Annotated in this window: 21 protein-coding genes; 8 read left to right on the top strand and 13 right to left on the bottom strand. The window is 68.6% G+C overall.

The window, feature by feature from the left end:
* The first annotated feature begins 124 nt into the window (after nucleotides 1-124).
* Both A4F85_RS23390 and A4F85_RS23395 read left to right on the top strand, forming a co-directional pair.
* Complete coding sequence (locus A4F85_RS23390; protein ID WP_012202035.1) at nucleotides 125-628, top strand: flavin reductase family protein; 504 nt, start codon at nucleotides 125-127, stop codon at nucleotides 626-628.
* A gap of 209 nt (nucleotides 629-837) precedes the next feature.
* Nucleotides 838-2,253, top strand: a complete 1,416-nt coding sequence (locus tag A4F85_RS23395) for an amino acid permease (protein WP_047217568.1) — start codon at nucleotides 838-840, stop codon at nucleotides 2,251-2,253.
* On the opposite strand, the gene A4F85_RS23400 is transcribed toward A4F85_RS23395, so the two are convergent.
* Complete coding sequence (locus A4F85_RS23400; RefSeq protein WP_063328068.1) at nucleotides 2,250-3,449, bottom strand: DUF5666 domain-containing protein; 1,200 nt, start codon at nucleotides 3,447-3,449, stop codon at nucleotides 2,250-2,252. The genes A4F85_RS23395 and A4F85_RS23400 overlap by 4 nt on opposite strands.
* A gap of 148 nt (nucleotides 3,450-3,597) precedes the next feature.
* On the opposite strand from A4F85_RS23400, the gene A4F85_RS23405 reads away from it, so the two are divergent.
* The 3 genes from A4F85_RS23405 to A4F85_RS23415 are packed head-to-tail and all read left to right on the top strand — an operon-like array spanning nucleotide 3,598 to nucleotide 6,315.
* Nucleotides 3,598-4,308: a PepSY domain-containing protein gene (locus tag A4F85_RS23405; protein WP_224986229.1), complete on the top strand. Its 711-nt coding sequence runs from the start codon at nucleotides 3,598-3,600 to the stop codon at nucleotides 4,306-4,308.
* A complete protein-coding gene (locus A4F85_RS23410) occupies nucleotides 4,308-4,988 on the top strand; it encodes a response regulator transcription factor (protein ID WP_013800000.1) in 681 nt (226 codons plus the stop codon). Before A4F85_RS23405 ends, A4F85_RS23410 begins: the two co-directional genes overlap by 1 nt.
* On the top strand, nucleotides 4,978-6,315 hold the full coding sequence (locus tag A4F85_RS23415) for a sensor histidine kinase (RefSeq protein WP_043823372.1): 1,338 nt from the start codon (nucleotides 4,978-4,980) through the stop codon (nucleotides 6,313-6,315). Before A4F85_RS23410 ends, A4F85_RS23415 begins: the two co-directional genes overlap by 11 nt.
* A 19-nt stretch (nucleotides 6,316-6,334) precedes the next feature.
* Here A4F85_RS23415 and minE read toward each other — a convergent pair whose 3' ends face one another.
* From minE to A4F85_RS23450, 7 genes are all read right to left on the bottom strand, one after another.
* Nucleotides 6,335-6,598 (bottom strand): cell division topological specificity factor MinE, encoded by a 264-nt coding sequence (gene minE, locus A4F85_RS23420; protein WP_012202033.1) that lies wholly within the window; start codon nucleotides 6,596-6,598, stop codon nucleotides 6,335-6,337.
* 6 nt (nucleotides 6,599-6,604) lie between these two features.
* Nucleotides 6,605-7,417, bottom strand: coding sequence for a septum site-determining protein MinD (gene minD, locus A4F85_RS23425; protein WP_063327831.1), 813 nt, complete (start codon nucleotides 7,415-7,417; stop codon nucleotides 6,605-6,607).
* 49 nt (nucleotides 7,418-7,466) lie between these two features.
* Complete coding sequence (minC, locus tag A4F85_RS23430) at nucleotides 7,467-8,213, bottom strand: septum site-determining protein MinC (RefSeq protein ID WP_034348623.1); 747 nt, start codon at nucleotides 8,211-8,213, stop codon at nucleotides 7,467-7,469.
* 168 nt (nucleotides 8,214-8,381) lie between these two features.
* A complete protein-coding gene (locus tag A4F85_RS23435) occupies nucleotides 8,382-9,170 on the bottom strand; it encodes a crotonase/enoyl-CoA hydratase family protein (RefSeq protein ID WP_063327832.1) in 789 nt (262 codons plus the stop codon).
* Nucleotides 9,171-9,194: 24 nt separating this feature from the next.
* Entirely contained in the window at nucleotides 9,195-10,223 is a 1,029-nt protein-coding gene (locus A4F85_RS23440) for an acyl-CoA dehydrogenase (protein WP_063327833.1), read from the bottom strand.
* Nucleotides 10,224-10,306: 83 nt separating this feature from the next.
* Nucleotides 10,307-11,464 carry an acyl-CoA dehydrogenase family protein gene (locus A4F85_RS23445; RefSeq protein ID WP_063327834.1) on the bottom strand — a complete coding sequence of 386 codons (1,158 nt, stop codon included), beginning with the start codon at nucleotides 11,462-11,464 and terminating at the stop codon, nucleotides 10,307-10,309.
* Between the two features lie 88 nt (nucleotides 11,465-11,552).
* Nucleotides 11,553-13,616, bottom strand: coding sequence for an acetoacetate--CoA ligase (locus A4F85_RS23450; RefSeq protein WP_063327835.1), 2,064 nt, complete (start codon nucleotides 13,614-13,616; stop codon nucleotides 11,553-11,555).
* A gap of 196 nt (nucleotides 13,617-13,812) precedes the next feature.
* Between A4F85_RS23450 and A4F85_RS23455 the strand changes: the two genes are divergently transcribed.
* The 3 genes from A4F85_RS23455 (at nucleotide 13,813) to A4F85_RS23465 (ending at nucleotide 17,454) form a co-directional block, all read left to right on the top strand.
* The gene (locus A4F85_RS23455) at nucleotides 13,813-15,120 is read left to right on the top strand and encodes a solute carrier family 23 protein (protein WP_012202026.1); all 1,308 of its coding nucleotides are present in this window, start codon (nucleotides 13,813-13,815) and stop codon (nucleotides 15,118-15,120) included.
* 207 nt (nucleotides 15,121-15,327) lie between these two features.
* Nucleotides 15,328-16,842: an acetyl-CoA hydrolase/transferase family protein gene (locus tag A4F85_RS23460; protein ID WP_012202025.1), complete on the top strand. Its 1,515-nt coding sequence runs from the start codon at nucleotides 15,328-15,330 to the stop codon at nucleotides 16,840-16,842.
* A 138-nt stretch (nucleotides 16,843-16,980) separates the two neighbouring features.
* On the top strand, nucleotides 16,981-17,454 hold the full coding sequence (locus A4F85_RS23465; protein ID WP_012202024.1) for a hotdog fold thioesterase: 474 nt from the start codon (nucleotides 16,981-16,983) through the stop codon (nucleotides 17,452-17,454).
* Here the strand turns inward: A4F85_RS23465 and A4F85_RS23470 are convergent, their stop codons facing one another.
* Genes A4F85_RS23470 through A4F85_RS23490 form a run of 5 tightly spaced genes read right to left on the bottom strand, consistent with a single transcriptional unit; the run spans nucleotide 17,455 to nucleotide 22,079 of the window.
* Nucleotides 17,455-18,168 (bottom strand): ABC transporter ATP-binding protein, encoded by a 714-nt coding sequence (locus A4F85_RS23470; RefSeq protein WP_016447319.1) that lies wholly within the window; start codon nucleotides 18,166-18,168, stop codon nucleotides 17,455-17,457.
* Complete coding sequence (locus tag A4F85_RS23475; protein ID WP_043823391.1) at nucleotides 18,161-18,919, bottom strand: ABC transporter ATP-binding protein; 759 nt, start codon at nucleotides 18,917-18,919, stop codon at nucleotides 18,161-18,163. The genes A4F85_RS23470 and A4F85_RS23475 overlap by 8 nt, the downstream gene beginning before the upstream one ends.
* Nucleotides 18,912-19,997 (bottom strand): branched-chain amino acid ABC transporter permease, encoded by a 1,086-nt coding sequence (locus A4F85_RS23480; protein WP_063327836.1) that lies wholly within the window; start codon nucleotides 19,995-19,997, stop codon nucleotides 18,912-18,914. The genes A4F85_RS23475 and A4F85_RS23480 overlap by 8 nt, the downstream gene beginning before the upstream one ends.
* A 3-nt stretch (nucleotides 19,998-20,000) precedes the next feature.
* Complete coding sequence (locus A4F85_RS23485; protein ID WP_013799989.1) at nucleotides 20,001-20,873, bottom strand: branched-chain amino acid ABC transporter permease; 873 nt, start codon at nucleotides 20,871-20,873, stop codon at nucleotides 20,001-20,003.
* 42 nt (nucleotides 20,874-20,915) lie between these two features.
* On the bottom strand, nucleotides 20,916-22,079 hold the full coding sequence (locus tag A4F85_RS23490) for an ABC transporter substrate-binding protein (protein WP_063327837.1): 1,164 nt from the start codon (nucleotides 22,077-22,079) through the stop codon (nucleotides 20,916-20,918).
* Nucleotides 22,080-22,091 lie beyond the last annotated feature (12 nt).

Here is a 22,091-nt window from a genome sequence, read left to right on the forward strand (position 1 = left end):
TCCGCACCCATAATGCAAGGTTGCTGCCCGGCTCCGGGCGCCCGTCCCAAACGCTGCAGCCCTGCTGCGGCCTTGCTGCCGCCTGGTTCTTGCACCCGTGAATTCCGCACTGCCTCCCGCCGCCATGGCCGCCCTGCCTCCACAGTCCCCGTTCTCGTCGCGCGAGTTCCGCGACGCGCTGGGCCAGTTCGCCACGGGCGTGACCATCGTCACCGCACGCAGTCCGCAGGGCCATCCGGTGGGCGTCACCGTGAGCTCGTTCAACTCCGTCTCGCTCACGCCGCCGCTGGTGCTGTGGAGCATGGCGCTGTCGGCAGCCTCGCTGCCCGTGTTCCAGCATTGCTCGCACTACGCCATCCACGTGCTGTCGGCCTCGCAAAAGCCCCTGGCCGAGCTGTTCGCGCGCAAGGGCGTGGACCGCTTCGCCAACACCGCCTGGCGCAGTTCGGCCCAGGGAGTGCCGCTGCTGTCCGAAGCCACCACCGTCTTCGAGTGCCGCAACCGCCATCGCCATGAAGAAGGCGACCATGTGATCTTCATCGGCGAGGTCGAGCAGTGCAGCCACCAGGCCGGCCACACGCCGCTGCTGTACCACGCAGGCCGCATGCACACGGGCGGCCTGGGCTGAGCCCGGGCCCGCGGCGGCACTCCCGTCGCCTCTTTCGGCGACTCCCCCATTCCCGTACCTTCCCGCCTCCGGGTAATCCCCGGTCCGGGAAATCGGTGTCTGCGCATATTGTATATACAGGCTTATACATCTGATCGCAGACCCATCCGCAGGCTGATGAAGCCTGTGGATGCGGCAGCCATTTCACCAATGACGGGGGGAGACAGCACATGAGTTCACCATCTGCAGGCAGCCTGCACCGAGGGCTGTCGGCCCGCCATATCCGCTTCATGGCACTGGGCTCGGCCATAGGCACGGGGCTGTTCTACGGCTCGGCCAAGGCCATACAGCAGGCCGGCCCCTCGGTGCTGATCGCCTACTTGCTGGCGGGCGCGGCGGTCTACATGGTGATGCGCGCGCTGGGCGAGATGGCCGTGCACAACCCCGTGCCCGGCTCCTTCGGCCAGTACGCCAGCGACTACCTGGGGCCGTTCGCCGGCTTCGTCACGGGCTGGACCTATACCTTCGAGATGGTCATCGTCTGCCTGGCCGACGTGACGGCCTTCGGCATCTACATGGGGTTCTGGTTTCCCGAGGTGCCGCGCTGGATCTGGGTGCTGTCCATCGTCTGCTTCATCGGCGCGCTCAACCTGTGCTCGGTCAAGGTGTTCGGCGAGATGGAGTTCTGGCTGTCCCTGCTCAAGGTGGCGGCCATCATCGCCATGATCGGCGGCGGCCTGGGCATCATGGTGTTCGGCTTCGGCATGGCGGCCGATCAGGCGCCGACCGGCGTGCAGAACCTGTGGGTGCACGGCGGCTTCATGCCCCATGGCGTCTCGGGCCTGATCGCCTCGCTGGCGGTGGTGGTGTTCGCCTTCGGCGGCATCGAGATCATCGGCATATCGGCCGGCGAGGCCAAGGACCCGGCGCGCGTGATCCCGCGCGCCATCAACGCCGTGCCGCTGCGCATCCTGCTGTTCTACGTGCTCACGCTGTTCGTGCTGATGAGCATCTTCCCCTGGCCGCAGATCGGCAGCCAGGGCAGCCCCTTCGTGCAGATCTTCAGCGGCCTGGGCATTTCCTCGGCCGCCACCATCCTCAACATCGTGGTGATCTCGGCGGCCGTGTCGGCCATCAACAGCGACATCTTCGGCGCCGGCCGCATGCTCTACGGCATGGCGCACCAGGGCCAGGCCCCCGCCGGCTTCGGCCGCGTCTCGCGCCATGGCGTGCCCTGGATGACGGTGGTGGTGATGGCCGTGGCGCTGCTGGCCGGCGTGGTGCTGAACTACCTGATCCCCGAGGACGTGTTCCTGCTGATCGCCTCCATCGCCACCTTCGCCACGGTCTGGGTCTGGCTGATGATCCTGCTGTCGCAGTTCGCGGCGCGCCGCCGCATGAGCCCGCAGCAGGTGGCCGCGCTGAAGTTCCCGGTCCCGCTGTGGCCCGCCGCGCCGCTGGCCGCCATCGCCTTCATGCTGCTGGTGCTGGGCGTGCTCGGCTACTTCCCCCACACCCGGGCAGCCCTGGTCGTGGGCGGCCTGTGGATCGTGCTGCTGGGCGCTGCCTACCTGCTGTGGGTGCGCCCCGCCGCCGCGCGTGCGCAGAGCGAGGCGATGCGGCCTGCGGCGAACGCGAACCCTTAGTCGAACTCGACCTCGGTGGCCACCACCATCGCGCCATCGACCGAGAGCCGGCCCTTGACCTCCACCACGCGCCCCACGGCAATTTGGGCAGCGCTGCCATCCTCGAAGCGCGCATTGCGATAGTCCACGCGCACGCCGCGCAGCTCGAAGATGCCGGCCAGGCTGTCGACAGCGGTGATGCGGCCCTCGATCTCGAAGCCATCGTCACTGTCCAGCCGCAGCTTGCGCTCGACCTCGGAGGCGCGAAGCACCCCGTCCTGGAACATACCCTCGACCTCGACCAGGTCGCCCACGGCAAGGCCTGCGGGCAGGCGTGTGGCGCTGCCCGCATCCACGCTCAGGCCGTCCACGACGAAGCGGGTCGGCGAGTCCATGCGGGTGATATGGCCGGTGACGTCGGCCTCCACGCCTGCCTGTTCGGGCAGCGTGGGACGCTGCACCGACAGTGCGGTGGCCACCCACAGGCCGGCGGCATCGGGCTGGCGCGCCAGTCGCAGGCTGACCACGTCGCCGGCAGCCAGCGCGGCGGCAACCTGCACGCCGCTCCAGTTGACGATGGCCTCGCCGATGCGCAGGGTGCGGCGCGACGCGTCAACGGCATCGACAGGCGCGCGCAGGCGCCAGGGCTCGTCGGCGTCATCCTCGATCTCGATGCGGCTGGCAAGAATGCGGCCCTGCGCATCGCGCAGGCCGTGGACTTCCAGCACACGGCCGACCTGCAGCGCCGCCGCGCGGCCGTCCTCGAACACCGTGGCCGCATCGACGATCACGGTCTGGCCCAGTACGGTCAGCCGGTCGCCCACGACCGCGCTCAACGGGCCTTCCAGATCGCTGCGCACAAGAATCTGGCGGGCCATGGCGCGCGCCACACCGTCGCTGCCGGTGGTCACGGGGTCGGCCGTGACATGGACCGCCATGCCCAGCTTGAGCGCATCGCTGGCCAGCAGGACGCCATCGCCATCGGTGATCCGGGCCTGGCGCTCGTCATACCGCACCCCATTGACCAGGATGGAGCCGAAGCCGTCAATGGTGCCCGACGCATAGCTGGCGCTGGGAGTGACCGGCGTGGGGGCGGGCTTGTCAGCCCCGCCGCCGCCACCGCCGCAGGCGGCCAGCAGCACGGACAGCGAGAGCGCGCCAGCGCCCAGGGCCCGGTGCAATGGCGGGGCGGAGCGGGAAAAGCGAAGAAAATGCATGGTGTTCGATGCCAGAAAGAAACAGATGAAAAGGCACCGCGGCGGGGCCATCGGTGCAACCGCCTGCAGTGTCGGCAAAGGCGCCTAAACCGCGCATGAATGGCGCGTTCATGCACTGTTTAAGAACGTGCACATAAGATGCGTGGCCGTGAAACTCCGCCTCGCACTTGCTGCCTTGCTGGCCCTGCCGCTGGCGCCCGCCTCTGCCACCACGCCAGCGGAGCATGAAAGCGTGCGCCGCGAGGTGCAGTCGAAGCGCCTGCGGCCCTTGGCGGAAATCCTCCAGGACGTGCAGCAGCGCCACAAAGGGCGCGTCATCGACATCGAACTCGAGCGCGGCGCCGACGGCCGGCGCTGGTACGAAATCAAGCTCGCCAATGGCCAGCGCACGGAGATCTATATCGATGCAGTCACGGGACAGGACATCCCCCGGCCAGGCGCGACCACCGCCGTGCTGATACCCATGTCCGCCGTGGCGGCAGCCGTCACCCGCTTGCATCCCGGCACCGTGCTGCAGATCGAGCTGGAGGAAACGCGCAGCCCCAGGCCCTACTACGAGATCCAGCTGCTCACGCGCGAAGGCCGTGAGCAGCTGCTGCGCGCCGACGCCCAGACGGGCCGCATCCTGGTGGAGCCTGTCCTGAGCCGGGAGCAGGCCGCCACGCTGCAACCGCTGCCGCGCATTCTTGAGGAGCTGGAGCGCAAGTACCAGGCCCGCGCCACAGAGGCCGAGCTCAAGATCGACGTCCGGCAGCGCGCCTACTACGAGGTCGAGTTGCAGCTGAGCGCCGGCCGCAGCATCGAAGTGCATGTGGATGCGTATAGCGGCCAGCCCATCGAAGAGGACGGACTGCGCTGATGCGGGTGCTCATCGTCGAAGACGACGCCGATCTTGCTGCAGGCCTGCAGGCCATCCTGCAGGAGGCCGGCATGCTGGCCGAGTGCTGCGCGGACGGCCGCCTCGCCCAGGAACTGGGCAGCGTCGAACACTATGACGCCGCCTTGCTGGACCTGGGGCTGCCAGGACAGGACGGCGTCTCGGTGCTGCGCCATTGGCGCGAGCAGGGCCGCTCCTTTCCCGTGCTGGTGCTCACGGCCCGCAACCGCTGGAGCGACAAGCTCACGGCCTTCCAGGCCGGCGCGGACGACTACCTGACCAAGCCCTTTCTGCACGAGGAGGTCGTCACGCGGCTGCGCGTGCTGCACCGGCGCGCAGCAGGCGGCAGCCGGCCCCTGGTGCAGATAGGCCCGCTGGCCTACGACACCATGGCAGACCGCTTCACGCTCGAAGGTCGGCCGCTTGCGCTGACCGCGCAGGAGCAACGCATCCTGAGCTTTCTGACCAACCGGCATGGACAGCTCGTCAGCCGCGCCGACATCAGCGAGCATGTCTACGCACGCGACCTGGATCCGGACTCCAACACCGTGGACGTGCTGGTCGGCCGCATCCGCCGCAAACTGTCCCCGCATGGCCTGATCCATACCGAGCGCGGACGGGGCTTTCGCCTGCAGCAGGCCAGCGGCGACCATGCGTCCTAGGCACTGGGGCCTGTCGGAGCGCCTGCTGGCACTGAGCCTGGTGGCCACGCTGGCCTGCGGCACGGCCGCCAGCTGGCTGCTGCGCGAGCAGTTGCACGACGCGGTGCTGCGCAGCTTCAAGGCCGGCCTGCAGGACCGTGCCGAGCGGCTGCAGGCCGAGCTGCAGTCCCCTGGGCCCCTGACCGGACAGGGCACGCGGCTCAATCGCGGCGAGTTCGGCCGCATTTTCTCGGGCTGGTACTGGACACTGGAGCAGGACGGGCGGCTGCAGCAGTCGCGGTCGGTCTGGGACGACAGCCTGGAGCTGGACGACGCCCGTCCCTGGCCCCGGCACAAGGGCAGCGAGACGCTGCTGTCGCTGCGCGGGCCGCAGGGGCGCGAACTGCTGGGCCTGCGCCGCAGCTTCGATGTCGCGGGCCGGCGCGTGCAGCTGCATGTCTTCGGCCCGCTGGACGGTACGCGCCAGGAATGGCGCCGCATCGACCGCATCCTGCTGGTCACCGAGCTGGGCCTGGTCGCCGCGCTGCTGCTGTGCACGGTGGCGCTGGTGCGCCTGGGATTGCAGCCGCTGCGCAGCCTGCAGCAGGCGCTGCAGGACATGGAAGACGGCACACGCACGCAGCTGGGGCGGCACTTCGGCCCCGACCTGGACCCGATTGCCGAGGCCGTGGACCAGGTGCTGCAGCGCAATGCCCAGGTCGTGGAGCGCGCGCGCCACCAGGCGGCCGACCTGAGCCATGCGCTCAAGAAGCCGCTGGCCGTGCTCGGCATCCAGGCACGCGGCCATCAGGTCGATGGCCCGTGGCTGCGTGACCAGGTACAGGCCATGTCCCACACCATCGACCGCCATCTGGCGCGCTTCGCCAGCGGCGCCGGCAGCGCTGGCAGCGTGGCGCTGGATGAGGTGCTGGCCCGGCTGCTGGATGCCATGCGCCAGATCCACGCCCAGCGGCGCCTGTCCTGGTCCATCCAGACCTCCACGCCGCTGCCCGGCCATGGGCTGCGCTGGCGCGGCGCGGCCTCGGACCTGGAGGAGATGGCGGGAAACCTGCTGGACAACGCCGGCAAGTGGGCGCGCAGCCGCGTCACGCTGGCCGTGCGCCAGGATGGCACGACGACGCTGCTGCAGATCGATGACGACGGCCCAGGCCTGGCGCCGGAGCATCTCGCGCAGGCCATGGAACGCGGTGTCCGCTTCGACGAACAGGCCCAGGGCCACGGCCTGGGCCTGGCCATCGTGCGCGACATCGCCGAGACCTATGGTGGATCGCTGGAGATGGGGCCGAGCCCGCTGGGCGGGTTGCGCTGCACGCTGCGCCTGGGCTGAGCACGGCGCCGGGCGGCGCTCAGCGCGAGGCGTCGGGCAGTTCGATCTTGACTTCGAGCACTTCCAGGTTTTCCTGGCGCTCCAGGTGCACCTTGATGTCGTTGACGTCGATGTCCACGTACTTGGAGATCACCGCCATCAGCTCCTTTTGCAGCGCAGGCAGGTAGTCGGGGCCACCGCCGTTGCCGCCCACGCGTTCGCGCGCGAGGATGATCTGCAGGCGCTCCTTGGCCACCGAGGCCGTCTTCTTCTTTTCTCCGAGCAGGAAAGAGAGCATGGACATGGCCGCTTACCTCCCCCCGAACATGCGTTTGAAGAAGCCGGGCTTTTGCGCTTCGGTGAAGCGCATGGGCTTTTCTTCGCCCAGGAAGCGCGCGACCACGTCCTGGTAGGCCTCGGCCACGTCCGAGCCCTGCATGTGCACGGCGGGAATGCCCTGGTTGGAGGCCTGCAGCACGGTTTCGGATTCGGGCACGACGCCGATCAGCTCGATGCGCAGGATGTCCTGGATGTCCTCCAGCGACAGCATCTGGCCGTCCTGCACGCGGTTGGGGTTGTAGCGCGTGATCAGCAGGTGTTCCTTGACGCTCTCGCCCGCGATGGCGCGCGCGGTCTTGGAGCTGAGCATGCCCAGGATGCGGTCGGAGTCGCGCACGGAGGAGACTTCCGGGTTGGTCACGACCAGGGCCTCATCGGCGAAGTGCATGGCGATCAGGGCGCCGCTTTCGATGCCGGCCGGCGAGTCGCAGATGATGTACTCGAAGTCCATGCCCGCCAGGTCGTCCAGGATCTTCTTGACGCCTTCCTGCGTCAGCGCATCCTTGTCACGCGTCTGGGAGGCGGCCAGCACGAAGAGGTTGTCGCACTGCTTGTCCTTGATCAGGGCCTGGTTGAGGTTGGCCTCTCCCTGGATGACGTTGATCAGGTCGTAGACCACGCGGCGCTCGCAGCCCATGATCAGGTCCAGGTTGCGCAGGCCCACGTCGAAATCGATGACGGCGGTCTTGTGCCCGCGCAATGCGAGGCCCGATGCGAAGCTGGCACTGGTGGTGGTCTTGCCCACGCCACCCTTGCCGGAGGTCACGACGACTATTTTGGCCATGTTTGCACGGTTCCTTAAAGACTGGAGAGCAAAGAAGAGGGGTCCGGTGTCATACCGGCTCGATGAGGATTTTCTCGCCGTCGAGACGCACCTTGGCGGGCCTGGCAGCCACGTCCGCCGGGAGATCGGTCTCGATTGTGCGATAGATGCCGGCAATCGACAGCAGCTGTGCTTCCATGCAGGTGCTGAAGATGCGCGCCTCGGTGTTGCCGCGTGCCCCGGCGATGGCCCTGCCGCGCAGCGGCGCGTAGACATGGACGTTGCCGTCGGCGATGACTTCGGCGCCATAGCTGACCATGGCCAGCACCACGATGTCGGTGCCGCGCGCATAGACGCGCTGGCCCGAGCGCAGCGGCTTGTCCACGATGAGGGCGTCGGCCTGGGGAGCAGGCACCTCGCGCACCACCTCGATCTCGCGCACGACTTCCTGGATCTCGATCTCGGGCACCGTGGGCCGCACGGGTGCGGCCTCGGGCGCGGGCGCCAGGCCTGCGGCACGCGCCGCCTCCATCTGCGCCGGGCTGCCGCCGCGCACGGCCACGGGCACGGTGCGGTGAAAGCGCAGCGCCTCCACGAGCACGGCGAAGTCGATGGCCTCCTCGGCCTCGCGCACATGGGCCAGGTCGATCAGCACGGGGTCGTTGTCGAAGAAATCCGGGTCGTCGGCCAGGCGCTGGGCCAGGTCGGCCACGAGCGCACGTACGTCGGTATCCCGCAGGGTCACGGCCACCACGGGCAGCTGCGCGCTCTTGAGGTCGAAGCTGGGGCGGGCAGTACTCGTCGTTTCAACGGCCATGGGACTGGGAGTGCGGTGGATGGGAGAGTTGCCTCTCGACGCGCAAAGTGTACTGTGTGCGCAGTACATGGGCGCCCACTCCCGCCGGGAGGCCGGCACCGGGGAGTGTCCATTTGTGTTGTGTCACACAGGGCCCATGCCCCCGTGGCGGGGGCCGGGCGGGCCCGGTCACTGAAACCGGGGCTTACGCTTCTCCACGAAGGCCATCACGGCCTCGCGGTGGTCGGCAGTCTTGTGGGCCAGGGCCTGGTAGCCGGCCGACAGCTCCAGCAGCGACTCCAGCGTGCTGTGCTCGCCCTCGCGCAGCAGGCGCTTGGTCATGCGCATGACGGCGCCGGGGTTGGCGGCGATCTTGTCGGCCAGCGCACGCGCCGTGGGCAGCAGCTGGTCCGCAGACACGACGCGGCTGACCAGGCCGCAGGCCAGGGCCTGCTGCGCGTCGATGGCCTCGCCCGTGAACGCCATCTCGGCCGCCTTGGCACGGCCCACGGCGCGCGGCAGCAGCCAGGCGCCGCCGTCCCCGGGGACGATGCCCACGCGCACGAAGCTCTCGGCAAAGGTGGCCGTCTCGCTGGCGATGCGGATGTCGCACATGCAGGTCAGGTCCAGCCCCGCGCCGATGGCCGGGCCGTTGACGGCGCAGATCACGGGCACGTCCAGCTGGTTGAGGGCGCGCGGAATGCGCTGTATGCCCTGGCGGTACTCCTCGCGGATGGCGTCGGGCGTGAGCGCGTCGTCGAAGAAGCGCTGCATGTCCTTGACGTTGCCGCCCGAGCTGAAGATGGGGCCCGCGCCCGTGAGGATGACGGCCTTGACCGAGGCATCGCGCCGGATCTCGTCGCAGACCTGCACGAATTCCTCCACGGCGGTGTTGCCCGTGAGCGCGTTGCGCGTCTCGGGCTGGTTCATGGTGAGGGTCCAGATGGCGCCGTCGCGCTCGATGTTCAGAAAGGGCATGGATGGGGTTCCTTCGAGAGCCTGTCAGGCGGTGATATCGGTGGTGATATCGGTGGTGGAGCGGATCAGGTCCAGCGTGCTGCCCGCGTGGCCATGGACCAGCGCGGCGCCTGCCACGCCATGCCAGTACGACTCGGAGCCGGCCGTCTGGCGCCAGGCATGCAGGCGGCGCGTGAGCAGTTGCAGGTCGTATTCCTCGGTGAAGCCCATGGCGCCGTGGATGGCGTGGGCCGCCTCGGCCACGGCCAGCGCGGCCTGGCTGCAGCGCGCCTTGGCCACGGCCACGCGCAGCCGCTCGGGGAAGATGCCCTGCCCCGCGCAGCCCAGCCGGGCGGCCATGCGCGCGGCGAAGACATGCTCGCTCATCACCGCCAGCTGGTGCTGGATGGCCTGGAACTTGCCGATGGGGCGGCCGAACTGCTGGCGGTCATTCGCGTACTGCAGCGTGCGCTGGAACACCTCCATGAGCGCGCCCGCGAGCTGCGCCGCCACCAGGCCGGCCTGCAGCGTGCGCAGGTCCAGCCCATCCGGCAGGGCGATAGCGGGAGCAGATGCTGCGCGGACCTGATCGGCGCTCCAGCGCAGGTTCACGTCCAGGCAGAAGGCCGCTGGCTCGGACTGCGCCTGCGCCACGGGCAGCAGGCTCCAGCCCTGGGCGTGCTGCACCAGCACGCTGTCCGCCACCGCGCCCAGGCGCACGGGTGCGCAGTGCAGGCTGCCATCCGGCTGGAGCAGGCCTTGCGCCAACGCGATGGCCCCTGGTGGACGCTCCGCCCCCGCGCCAGCCAGCAGCGCGCGGGCCAGCATGGTTTCGCCCAGCGGCACGGGCAGCGCATGAGCGCCGGCCTGCGACCACACATCGAACAGCTGCGCCAGCGCCAGCCCCGCGTCGCCCGCGTGCTCAGGCACCAGGGCATCGGCAAAGCCGGCCTGCTCCAGCGATTGCCACAGCGCCCGGGGCGAGCCCCCGGCCTCGATGGCGCGCACCCGCGCGGGCGTGCACTCGCCCTGCAGCAACTGGCGTGCGGCGTCGGCAAACAAATCGTCTTCCATGTCTCTCTCCATTCATGACACATGACGCCAGGCCTTGGGCGTTCCGCTTGAAACTGGCGCGCCCCAACTCAGGGGAACCTTATTCAACGCAGGCCGAGGCCACGCGCGATCATTCCGCGCAGGATGTCGCGCGTGCCGCCGCGCAGCGAATACGAAGGCGCAACCTCCGTCACGTAGTTGAGGGTGCGCAGCAGCTCGAGCGGAACCTCGGACGCCTCGCGTGCGAACAGGTCGTCGGCGATGGCGGCGGGAATGGACTGCTCCAGCGTCGTGCCCAGCTCCTTGACCAGGGCCGCCTCGACGATGGGGCTTTCGCCGCGCACCAGCTTGTCCTGCACGGCCACCGACATGGCGCGCAGCGGGGCCAGCTCGGTGAACACGCGGCCGGCCAGGCGCAGCGCGCCTTCGCTGCGCTCGCCCGTTGCACGCAGCCAGGCCAGCCATTCGTCGAACAGCACGATGCTGGAGAACAGCCGCTCGGGCCCGCTGCGCTCGAAGGCCAGCTCGGCCGTGACCTGCTCCCAGCCCTGGCCTTCCTGGCCGATCAGGGCGTCGGGCGGCAGCTGCACGTTGTCGAAGAAGACTTCGCAGAAATGGCTGTCGCCCGAGAGGTCGGTGATGGGCCGCACGGTCACGCCCGGCAGCGACAGGTCCACGATGACCTGGGACAGGCCCTTGTGCCGGTCACCCGCCTCGCCCGAGGTGCGCACCAGGGCGATCATGTAGTGGCAGTGGTGGGCGTTGGTGGTCCAGATCTTCTGGCCGTTGAGCACCAAGCCCTTGTCGTTCGGCACGGCGCGCGTCTTCACGCTGGCCAGGTCCGATCCCGCGCCGGGCTCGCTCATGCCGATGCAAAAGAAGGCCTCGCCCCGGCAGATGCGCGGCAGGTAGAACCGCTTTTGCGCCTCGGTACCGTACTTGAGGATCAGCGGGCCGCTCTGGCGGTCGGCAATCCAGTGCGAGCCCACGGGCGCGCCGCAGGCCAGGTATTCCTCCACCAGCACGTAGCGCGTGAAGGCGCTGCGCCCGCCGCCGCCGTACTCGCGCGGCAGGGTGACGCCGATCCAGCCCTTTTCGCCCAGTTGCCGGCTCAGTTCGGCGCTGTAGCCGCCCCAGGAGCGCGCACGCACATGGGGCGGCAGGCCGCTTATGGCCTGGGCGAGGAAGGCGCGCACCTCGGCGCGCAGGGCTTCGTCCTCGGCGGGGATGCGGGTCAGGGCAAGGGAATCAAGCACGCTCATTGCAGGGCTCCATGGTTGGACCCCACTCTAGGCAGCCGGTCTGTCGCAGTCCAATATTAAAAACCGAGCCACTGATACCGTTTGAATATCAGGCAGCCTGTGCCTTGGCATGCTGCGCCGCAAAGCCCACATACCAGTCCAGGCAGCCCGGGTTGGCCATGGCCTCCTTGTTGACCACCTTGTCCAGCGGCTGGCCCAGCATCAGCTTCTTGATGGGGAGCTCCTGCTTCTTGCCGCTGAGCGTGCGCGGGATCTCGGCCACCTGCACGATCTCGTCGGGCACGAAGCGCGGCGACAGGGCCTGGCGGATGGCGCCCTGCAGGCGGGCGCGCAGGGCGTCGTCCAGATCCACGCCCGGGCGCAGCACCACGAACAGCGGCATGTAGCTTTCGCGGCCCAGGTATTCGAGGTCCACGACCATGGAGTCCAGCACTTCGGGCAGGGCCTCGACGGCGCTGTAGATCTCGCTGGTGCCCATGCGCAGGCCGTGGCGGTTGATGGTGGCGTCGCTGCGGCCGTAGATGATGCAGCCGCCGTCCGGGAGGATGCGTATCCAGTCGCCGTGGCGCCAGACCGGGCCCATGGCGGCGGGGCCGTCGCCGCCGCCGGGCGCGCGGCCATGGCCGGCCGGGTACATGTCGAAGTAGCTGGACAGGTAGCGCTTGCCGTCCGCATCGCCCCACAGGTACAGCGGCATGGAGGGGATGGGCTGGGTGCAGACCAGCTCGCCCACCTCGTCGATGACGGGCTGGCCCTGCTCGTTCCACGCCTCCACGGCCGCACCCAGCTGGCGGCACTGCATGATGCCCGGCTGCTGGGGCAGTTCGCGGTGGCCACCGATGAAGGCGCCCGCGAAGTCGGTGCCCCCCGAGATGTTGTTCCACCAGATGTCAGGCCGCCCCATGCCTGCGAACTGCGCCGTGCCCCAGCTTTGCACCTCCGGCGACAGCGGCGAGCCCGTGGTGCCCAGGCTGCGGATGCGCGACAGGTCGCCGCACTGGGCCAGGTCCACGCCGGCCTTCATGCAGTTGGCGTAGAAGGCCGCGCCCGAGCCGAAGCTGGTCACGCCGGTCTCGGCCGCGAAGCGCCACAGCACGCCCCAGTCGGGCCTGTCCTTGCTGCCGCCGGGGCTGCCGTCGAAGATCACGCAGGTGGTGCCGCCCAGCAGGCCCGAGACCTGGGCATTCCACATCACCCAGCCCGTGGAGCTGTACCAGTGGTAGCGCTCGCCCCAGCTGTTGGGGTGGTAGCTGCAGCCCACGTCGTTGTGCAGGGCCTTGAGCTGCAGGGCCACCAGCACCATGCCGCCATGGCCGTGGACGATGGGCTTGGGCAGGCCGGTGGTGCCGCTGGAGTAGACGATCCACAGCGGGTGGTCGAAGGGCAGCCATTCGGGCTCGAAGGCCGCCGTGGCCGCGTCGTCGCGCGCTGTGACCTGGCCGTAGTCGGCGGCATCGGCCAGGCTGGCCTGCAGGTCCAGGTTGGGCACAAGGACCACATGCTCCACGCTGGGCAGGCCTGCGCGCAGCTCCGCCAGCACGGCCATGCGGTCGATATCGCGCCCGGCGTAGTGCACGCCATCGACGGCGATCAGCGCCTTGGGCGCGATCTGGCGAAAGCGGTCCAGCACCGCGTTGGTGCCCATGTCGGGCGCGCAGATGCTCCAGACGGCGCCCAGGCTGGCCGTGGCCAGCAGGGCGACCATGGCCTCGGGGATGTTGGGCAGGTAGGCAGCCACGCGGTCGCCGCGGCCCACGCCCTGGGCCTTCAGGTGCAGGGCCAGGGCGGCGACCTGCCGGCGCAGCTCGGGCCAGGACAGTTCGCGGTGGCGGCCCGTCTCGTTGCGGCTGACCACGGCGGGCATGCCGGCCGCATGGGCGGCATCCACATGGCGCAGCGCCTGGCGCGTGTAGTTGATCTGGGCACCCGGAAACCACTGGGCGCCGGGCATGGTGTTGCGCTCCAGCACGGCCGTGTGCGGCGTGGGCGACTGCAGCGCGTTGTAGTCCCAGATGCTTTGCCAGAAGGCGTCCAGGTCGGTCACCGACCAGCGCCACAGGGCGTCGTAGCTGTCGAACTGCAGGCCGTGGCGCTCGCGCAGCCAGTCCTGGTACAGGCGGATCTGGGGGATGAAGGCAGGGGTATGGCTCATGACCGGCCACGGTACGCGCGCGCTGCCCGCGAGCCCAGACGGGAAAGCCACTAGCCTGGCACCTGGGCGACAAAGTCTGCGGGCCGGATCGCGTATCTCCGCACAAACACTGGGGAAAAAATTTCCGCTTCACCCCACCTGCCAGAAAACAAATGCCTCTAATATCGCGCCAATTTTTTACAAGGAGCGATGCCACATGGGCCTTTTCCAATGGACGGAAAAATCCGCCAACCAGCTGCAACGGGGAGGCGTGATCGGCCCCGATGAGCGCCTGCCCTGGCCCCAGACCGGGCTGATGGGCATACAGCACGTGATCGCCATGTTCGGCTCCACCGTGCTGGCGCCCATCCTCATGGGGTTCGACCCCAACGTGGCCGTGCTCATGAGCGGCATCGGCACGCTGATCTTCTTCCTGATCACGGGCGGCAAGGTGCCCAGCTACCTGGGTTCGTCCTTTGCCTTCATCGGCGTGGTGATCGCAGCCACGGCCTATGGCGGCAAGGGCGCCAACGGCAACATCGGCGTGGCGCTGGGCGGCATCATTGCCTGCGGCGCGGTCTATGCGCTGATCGGCCTGGTGGTGCAGATGGTGGGAACGCGCTGGATCGAGCGCTTCATGCCGCCCGTGGTCACGGGCGCCGTGGTGGCCGTGATCGGGCTGAACCTGGCGGCCATACCCGTCAAGAACATGGCGGCCAACAACTTCGAGTCGTGGATGCAGGCCCTGACCTTCGTCTGCGTGGGCCTGGTGGCCGTGTTCACGCGCGGCATGGTGCAGCGCCTGCTGATCCTGGTGGGCCTGATCGCGGCCAGCCTGCTGTACGGCCTGTTCACCAATGTGCTGGGCATGGGCAAGCCCGTGGACCTGTCGGGCGTGATCAACGCCGCCTGGTTCGGCCTGCCCCAGTTCCACGCGCCCGTGTTCAGCGGCCCGGCCATGGTGCTCATCGTGCCCGTGGTCATCATCCTGGTGGCCGAGAACCTGGGCCACATCAAGGCCGTGACCGCCATGACCGGCAAGAACCTGGACCAGTACATGGGCCGGGCCTTCATCGGCGACGGCGTGGCCACCATGGTCAGCGGCGCGGCCGGCGGTACCGGCGTGACCACCTATGCCGAGAACATCGGCGTGATGGCCGCCACGCGCATCTACTCGACGGCCGTGTTCTTCGTGGCCGCCGTCCTGGCCGTGCTGCTGGGCTTCTCGCCCAAGTTCGGCGCGCTGATCCAGGCGATCCCGCTGCCCGTGATGGGCGGCGTGTCCATCGTGGTGTTCGGCCTGATCGCCGTGGCCGGCGCCAAGATCTGGGTGGACAACCGCGTGGACTTCTCGCAGAACAAGAACCTGATCGTGGCGGCCATCACCCTGATCCTGGGCACGGGCGACTTCACGCTCAAGTTCGGCGACTTCGCGCTGGGCGGCATCGGGACCGCGACTTTCGGCGCCATCATCCTGTACGCGCTGCTGGATCACGCACGCGACGATCAGCCACTGATTCATTGAATGTGAGCACACGCAAACATTCTTTGAACCTTTGACTGCGCGGCAGGGCCTTTACGGGGAAACCCGAGGGCCGCTGCCAGCGCTGCTACCATCGGTTTCCGGAGATATACCGCCCTTGCGTTCTTGCATGGGGCGGTTTTTTTTAGGCTTGCAAGCCAGCGCTGCGGCACCCTGCCGGCTGGCGCGAGCCGTCAGCCGGAGCCATAGATGTCCCTCGCAGACCGCGTACGTTTCCCAGAATTCCTTTCGCGCACCATGACGGCCGAGCAGGCCGCCGCCCTGATCCCCCACGGCGTCAACGTCGGCATGAGCGGATTCACGGGCGCGGGCTACCCCAAGGCCCTGCCCCAGGCCATCGCCCAGCACGCCAAGAGCGAACACGCGGCCGGCCGGCCCTACAAGATCAATGTCTGGACCGGCGCCTCCACGGCCGCCGAGATGGACGGCGCCCTGGCCGAGGCCGGCGCACTGGGCCAGCGCCTGCCCTTCAACACCGACCCGACCTGCCGCGCCAGGATCAATGCCGGCGAGATCGACTTCATCGACATGCACCTGTCCCACGTGGCCCAGCATGCGTGGTTCGGCTTCCTCGGCCCCATGAGCGTGGCCGTGGTCGAGGTGCTGGGCGTGACCGAGGACGGACGCCTCATCCCCTCCACCGCCGTGGGCAACAACAAGACTTGGCTGGAGATCGCCGACAAGGTGATTCTGGAGGTCAACACCAAGCCGCCGGCCAAGATGGAAGGCATGCACGACATCTACTACGGCACGGCCATCCCGCCGCGCCGCGTGCCCATTGCCCTGACCCATGCCGATGACCGAATCGGCGAGCCCTACCTGCGCGTGGACCCGGCCAAGGTGGTCGCCGTGGTCGAGACCCACAAGGGCGACCGCGACAACGTCTTCGCCCAGCCCGACGCCAACTCCAACCTGATCGCCGCGTCCATCATCGACTTCCTCGCGCACGAGATGAAGATGGGCCGCCTGCCCAAGGAGATGCTGCCCATCCAGTCGGGCGTGGGCAACGTGGCCAACGCCGTGCTGGCCGGCCTGCTGACGGGGCCGTTCGAGAACCTGCTGGGCTTCACCGAGGTGCTGCAGGACGGCATGCTGGACCTGCTGCGCGCAGGCAAGATGAGCCGCGCCTCGGCCACCTCGATCTCGCTGTCCGGCAGCGCCTACAGGGACTTCGAGGAGAACATCGACTTCTACCGCGAGCGCATCATCCTGCGCCCCCAGGAGATCAGCAACCACCCCGAGCTGGTGCGCCGGCTGGGCGTGATCGCCATGAACTCCATGATCGAGGCCGACATCTACGGCAACATCAACTCCACCCACGTCATGGGCACGGGGATGATGAACGGCATCGGCGGCTCGGGCGACTTCGCGCGCAACGGCTACCTGTCCTTCTTCGTCACGCCCTCGGTGGCCAAGGGCGGCAAGATCAGCTGCATCGTGCCCATGTGCTCGCACGTGGACCATACCGAGCACGACACGCAGATCATCGTCACCGAGCAGGGCCTGGCCGACCTGCGCGGCCTGTCGCCGCGCAAGCGCGCCCAGGTCATCATCGACCGCTGCGCCCATCCCGACTTCCGCCCCCAGCTGCAGGACTACTTCGACCGCGCCCAGCGCCAGGGCGCGCTGCACACGCCGCACATCCTGGGCGAAGCGCTGAGCTGGCACCAGCGCTTTGTCGAAACGGGCGACATGCGCGCCTGAACCGCGCAAGCGCGTTAGCGCGCCAGCGCGCAGTCTCCTGGGCTACAGGCGGCCATCGGCATGGCTGCCCGGACTGGCGTAGCATGCAAGGACGGCCCACGGGGCCGTCTTTTTCGTTGCACCCACAGGACTTCTCCCATGCCGATCTGGAAGCGCAGCTTCACCCTTGAAGACATCACCTCGCTGAGCGCCGACACGGCCGTCTCGCACCTGGGCATCGAGTTCACCGAGATCGGTGACGACTTCCTGCGCGGCCGCGTGCACGTGGACCAGCGCACCTGCCAGCCCTACGGCATCCTGCACGGCGGCGTGAACGTGGTGCTGGCCGAAACCCTGGGCTCGGTGGCCGCGGCCTGCTCCATCCCCGAAGGCTGGCGCAGCGTGGGCCTGAACGTCTCGGCCAACCATGTGCGCGCCGCGCGCCAGGGCTGGGTCACGGGCACGGCCCGCCCCGTGCACCTGGGCCAGACCACCCATGTCTGGGCCATCGAACTGCACGACGAAACCGGCCGCCTGACCTGCACCTGCAGCCTGACCATGGCGCTGCTGCCGCCCACGCATGCGCAGAACGTCAAGCTCGCGGCGCAGCCGCCGGTGGCGGCCCAGCCCTGATCAAACCCCCAGCAACTCCGACAGGCGCTCCGGCTGCGCCAGCAGCTCCCGCGAGTCGGCCTGCAGCGCCAGCCGGCCCTTGGCCATGACCACGGCGCGGTCGGTGTGGGCCAGGACCTTTTTGTAGTCGCGGTCCACGATCAGGGTGGAGATGCCGGTGCTGCGGATGGCGGCGATCACGCGCCAGATTTCGGCGACGACCAGGGGGGCCAGGCCTTCGGTGGCTTCGTCGAGGATGAGCAGGCGCGGGTGCGTCATCAGCGCGCGGCCTATGGACAGCATCTGCTGCTCGCCGCCAGAGAGCTGGTCGCCGCCGTTGGCCAGGCGCTCCGCGAGCCGGGGGAAGGTGTCGAGCACGCGCTCCAGCGTCCAGTGACGCTCGCCCTGCAGGCCGGGGCGGGCGCTCATGACCAGGTTCTCGCGCACGCTGAGGTTGGGGAAGATGCCGCGCCCCTCTGGCACATAGCCAATGCCCAGCCGCGCCATGCGCTCGGGCGGTGCGCCCGTGCAGTCGCGGCCATCGGCGCGCAGGCGGCCACGGCGCGCGGGCACATAGCCCATGAGCGTGCGGATCAGCGTGGTCTTGCCCATGCCGTTGCGCCCCAGCAGGCCCACGGCCTGGCCCGCACCCAGCGCCAGGCTCACGCCCTGCAGGATGTGGCTGTCGCCGTAGTACGTGTGCAGCTCGTCGATGGCGAACATGGGCTCAGTCATGGTCTTCTCCCAGATACGCAGTACGGACCACAGGATCGACACGGATCTGCGCGGGCGTGCCCGTGGCCACCACGCTGCCATTGACCATCACGGTGATGCGGTCGGCGATGCGGAACACGGCGTCCATGTCGTGCTCGACCAGCAGTACCGCGTGGCCGCGCTTGAGCTCCTGCAGCAGGGCCAGCATGCGCTCGGTCTCCTCGGCGCCCATGCCGGCCAGCGGCTCGTCCAGCAGCAGCACGCGCGGGCCGGTGGCCAGGCACATGGCCACTTCCAGCTGGCGCTTGGCGCCGTGGCTCAGCGTGCCGGCCACGGCCAGCGCCTGCCCGGCCAGGCCCGCACGCTCCAGGGCCGCATGGGCCTGGCGCAGGCTGGCCGCGCAGCGCTGTGCGGACAGGCCCAGTTGCCAGGGCCTGAGCGCCATTTGCGCCTGGGCCGCGAGCCGGCAGTTCTCCAGCGCCGAGAACTCGGGAAAGATGGTGGTGCGCTGGTAGCTGCGGCCCACGCCGGCGCGCGCGCGCCGGGGCTGGGGCATGCGCGTGACGTCCTGGCCCGCGAGCGCGATGCGCCCCGCGCTGGCCGCCAGTTCGCCCGAGAGCATGTTGACCAGGGTGGACTTGCCCGCGCCGTTGGTGCCGATCACGGCATGGACCTCGCCCTCATGCAGGTCCAGGTCCACGCCGCCCACGGCCGTGAGCCCGCCGAAGCGGCGCGTGAGGCCGCGCACCGAAAGCAGTGCCGCATCAGCCATGTCCGGCCTCCTTGTGGTGGACCTCGTTGTGCACTCCAGCGCGTTGCCGTGCAAGGCCCGCCAGCCCGATCAGCCCCATCAGTCCTTTCGGCAGCAGGGCCACGAGCACGATGATGGCCAGGCCCAGGCTCAGCTGCCAGTGATCGGCCATGGGGCCGACGATGGCATGCGTGGACAGCACCTCCTTGAGCGCGATGAAAGCTATCGTGCCCAGCACGGCGCCGCGCAGCGAGCCCAGGCCGCCGAGGATGACCATCAGCAGCACCTCTCCCGAGTGGTGCCAGGACAGCAGCTCGGGGTTGACCACGGCATCGCGCACCGCCAGCAGAAAGCCCGCCACGCCGGCCAGCATGCCGGCCAGCACGAAGGCCGCGAGCTTGTACCCGTAGGTGGTGAAGCCGGCCGCACGCATGCGCTGTTCGTTGACGCGTATGCCCGCCAGCGCCGCGCCGAAGCGCGACTGGCGCAGCCCGGCCAGGAAGGCATAGACCAGCACCAGGGCCGCCAGCACCACGTAGTACTGCACGCGCGGGATTTCCATGTCGATGGCGCCCAGCGCGGGCCGGGCCATCAGGTAGATGCCATCGCTGCCGCCGCCGATGCCCGTGTCGTGGACCACGAAGTAGGCCATCTGTGCGAAGGCCAGCGTCACCATGATGAAGTAGATGCCGCGCGTGCGCAGGCTCAGCAGGCCCACCAGCAGCGCATAGCCGCCCGAGGCCAGCAGCGCCCAGCCCAGCATGGCCGGCAGGCTGCCGCCTTCGTTGCCTGCGGACAGCACGGCGGCATAGGCGCCCAGGCCCATGAAGGCCGCATGCCCCAGGCTCACCAGGCCCGTGCCGCCCACCAGCAGCTGCAGGCTGAGCGCGAAGATGGCCAGGATCATGGTCTTGACCACCAGGCCCGACAGATAGTCCGACCACCAGGGGCCGGCCAGCGCCAGCAGCGCCACGCAGGCCAGCGGCACGGCGCAGGCCTGCCATCGGCAGGCGCGCTGCGGCATCTCTACGGGCTGCACAGGCTGCAGGGGCTGCACGGCGGCCGCCAGCAGGGCCGGAGAAGGATTGGATACGGCCATTGTTCAGCTCCTTTGCCCCATCAGGCCCTGGGGCCGCCACACCAGCACCACCGCCATCAGCAGGTAGACGCTCATGCCGCTGAGCTCCTGGAAGAACAGCTTGCCGAAGGTATCGACAAAGCCCACCAGCAGCGAGGCCAGCAGCGCGCCCGTGATCGAGCCGATGCCGCCGATCACCACCACCACGAAGCAGATGATGAGCACGTTGCCGCCCATGCCCGGATAGACCGAACTCATGGGCGCGGCGATCATGCCTGCCAGTGCCGCCAGCGCCACGCCGATGGCGAAGACGATGCGGTACAGGCGCTTCACGTCGATGCCCAGGCCGCGCACCATGTCGCGGTTGCTGGCGCCCGCGCGCACCATCATTCCCAGGCGCGTGCGGTTGACCACCCAGTACAGCGCCAGCGCCACCAGCAGGCACACGCCCGAGGCGAACAGCCGGTACCACGGATAGCTCATGAGCCCGCCCAGCGAGAAGCTGCCCGACAGCCAGCCGGGCAGCGGCACGCCATGCACGTCGTTGCCCGCCAGCAGCGAGCGCAGCTCCTCGAACACCAGGATCAGCCCGAAGGTCATCAGCACCTGCTGCAGGTGCTCGCGCTCGTAGAGGTAGCTGAAGAAGGCCCACTCCAGCGCATAGCCCAGCACCACGGTCAGCGCCACGCCGGCCAGCAGCATGGTGATGAAGTGCTGGCCCAGCAGCGGGGACAGCGCAAAGGCCATGTAGGCGCCGATCATGTAGAAGCTGCCATGGGCCAGGTTGATCACGCCCATGATCCCGAAGATCAGCGTCAGGCCCGAGGCCAGCAGGAACAGCAGCAGCCCGTACTGGACGGCGTTCAGGCACTGCACGAGAAAGGTGGCAAGGTCCATGGCGATGTCCGTATGCGTCCGTATATGAGTGCGCCCCGCGCCTCACATGCGGCAGCCGCGGCCGGTATCGCCCAGGGCCTTGATGGCCACGCCCATGCGCTGGTTCTCCTTGCCCACGACCTTGCGCAGGTACATGTCCTGCACGGGGTTGTGCGACTTGCTGATGGTGAAGTCGCCGCGCGGGCTGGGGATGGTGGCCTTCTCGATGGCCTGGCGGAACTCGGCCTTCTTCGCGATGTCTCCGCCCGCCGCCTTCAGGCCCATGCCCAGCATCTGGGCGGCGTCGTAGCCCTGCACGGCATACACATCGGGCATCAGCTTGTAGGCCTGGGCATAGGCGGAGCGAAAGCGCCGGTCGCGCTCCGTGCCCAGCTCGTCGGCGTAGTGCAGCGTGGTCAGCACGCCCTGGGCGGCCTCGCCCTGGGCCTCCAGCGTGCCGTCGGTCAGAAAGCCCGAGCCGTACAGCGGGATGGTCTTGTGCAGGCCGGCCGCGTGGTAGTCCTTGACGAACTTGACGGCGCCCGCGCCCGCGAAGAAGGCAAACACCGCATCGGGCCTGGCGGCTGCGATCTCGGTCAGCAGGGCCTGGAACTCCACGTTGGGAAAGGGCACGGTGAGCTGCTTGCTGACCTTGCCGCCCTCCTTTTCGAAGCCTTCCTTGAAGGCATTGGTCATCTCCTCGCCGGCCGCGTATTTCCAGGTGATGGTCATGGCGGTTTTCCTGCCTTCCTGCCTGGCCGCCACCACGCCCATGGGGTAGGAGGACTGCCAGTTGGAGAAGGACGAACGGAAGATGTTGGGCGCGCACATGGCGCCCGTGACCGCATCGGCGCCCGCATTGGGCACGATGAGCACGGTGCCGCTTTCCTTGGCCGCGCGCGCCATGGCCATGGCCACGCCCGAATGCACGGTGCCCACCAGCACATCGACCTTGTCGCGCTTGATCAGGCGGTTGACGTTGTCCGTGGCCTTGGCCGGATCGGACTCGTCATCGACCTTGAAGAACTCGATCTCGCGCCCGCCCAGCCTGCCGCCCTGCTCGTTCACGAACATGCGAAAGCCGTTTTCTATGGCCGAGCCCAGCGCCGCATAGGTGCCGCTGTAGGGCAGCATGAAGCCGACCTTGATCTTGTCCTGCGCATATGCGCCGCAGGACAGGGAGGCCGTCAGGGCGAGGACGGCCCAGTGTTTGCGATCGGTGTTCATGCGTGTCTCCTT

The sequence above is a fragment of the Delftia sp. GW456-R20 genome (assembly GCF_001622915.1).
Classification (GTDB): Bacteria; Pseudomonadota; Gammaproteobacteria; order Burkholderiales; family Burkholderiaceae_C; genus Comamonas; species Comamonas acidovorans.

Bases quoted from the DNA above. Each gene is read 5' to 3' on its own strand.
- A4F85_RS23470 (WP_016447319.1), bottom strand. From the start codon at position 18,168: ATGACTGAGCCCATGTTCGCCATCGACGAGCTGCACACGTACTACGGC.
- A4F85_RS23450 (WP_063327835.1), bottom strand. From the start codon at position 13,616: ATGAGCCATACCCCTGCCTTCATCCCCCAGATCCGCCTGTACCAGGAC.
- A4F85_RS23395 (WP_047217568.1), top strand. From the start codon at position 838: ATGAGTTCACCATCTGCAGGCAGCCTGCACCGAGGGCTGTCGGCCCGC.
- minD (WP_063327831.1), bottom strand. From the start codon at position 7,417: ATGGCCAAAATAGTCGTCGTGACCTCCGGCAAGGGTGGCGTGGGCAAG.
- A4F85_RS23410 (WP_013800000.1), top strand. From the start codon at position 4,308: ATGCGGGTGCTCATCGTCGAAGACGACGCCGATCTTGCTGCAGGCCTG.
- A4F85_RS23465 (WP_012202024.1), top strand. From the start codon at position 16,981: ATGCCGATCTGGAAGCGCAGCTTCACCCTTGAAGACATCACCTCGCTG.
- A4F85_RS23400 (WP_063328068.1), bottom strand. From the start codon at position 3,449: ATGCATTTTCTTCGCTTTTCCCGCTCCGCCCCGCCATTGCACCGGGCC.
- A4F85_RS23480 (WP_063327836.1), bottom strand. From the start codon at position 19,997: ATGGCCGTATCCAATCCTTCTCCGGCCCTGCTGGCGGCCGCCGTGCAG.
- A4F85_RS23490 (WP_063327837.1), bottom strand. From the start codon at position 22,079: ATGAACACCGATCGCAAACACTGGGCCGTCCTCGCCCTGACGGCCTCC.
- A4F85_RS23440 (WP_063327833.1), bottom strand. From the start codon at position 10,223: ATGGAAGACGATTTGTTTGCCGACGCCGCACGCCAGTTGCTGCAGGGC.
- A4F85_RS23460 (WP_012202025.1), top strand. From the start codon at position 15,328: ATGTCCCTCGCAGACCGCGTACGTTTCCCAGAATTCCTTTCGCGCACC.
- A4F85_RS23455 (WP_012202026.1), top strand. From the start codon at position 13,813: ATGGGCCTTTTCCAATGGACGGAAAAATCCGCCAACCAGCTGCAACGG.
- A4F85_RS23415 (WP_043823372.1), top strand. From the start codon at position 4,978: ATGCGTCCTAGGCACTGGGGCCTGTCGGAGCGCCTGCTGGCACTGAGC.
- minE (WP_012202033.1), bottom strand. From the start codon at position 6,598: ATGTCCATGCTCTCTTTCCTGCTCGGAGAAAAGAAGAAGACGGCCTCG.
- A4F85_RS23390 (WP_012202035.1), top strand. From the start codon at position 125: ATGGCCGCCCTGCCTCCACAGTCCCCGTTCTCGTCGCGCGAGTTCCGC.
- A4F85_RS23475 (WP_043823391.1), bottom strand. From the start codon at position 18,919: ATGGCTGATGCGGCACTGCTTTCGGTGCGCGGCCTCACGCGCCGCTTC.
- A4F85_RS23485 (WP_013799989.1), bottom strand. From the start codon at position 20,873: ATGGACCTTGCCACCTTTCTCGTGCAGTGCCTGAACGCCGTCCAGTAC.
- minC (WP_034348623.1), bottom strand. From the start codon at position 8,213: ATGGCCGTTGAAACGACGAGTACTGCCCGCCCCAGCTTCGACCTCAAG.
- A4F85_RS23445 (WP_063327834.1), bottom strand. From the start codon at position 11,464: ATGAGCGTGCTTGATTCCCTTGCCCTGACCCGCATCCCCGCCGAGGAC.
- A4F85_RS23435 (WP_063327832.1), bottom strand. From the start codon at position 9,170: ATGCCCTTTCTGAACATCGAGCGCGACGGCGCCATCTGGACCCTCACC.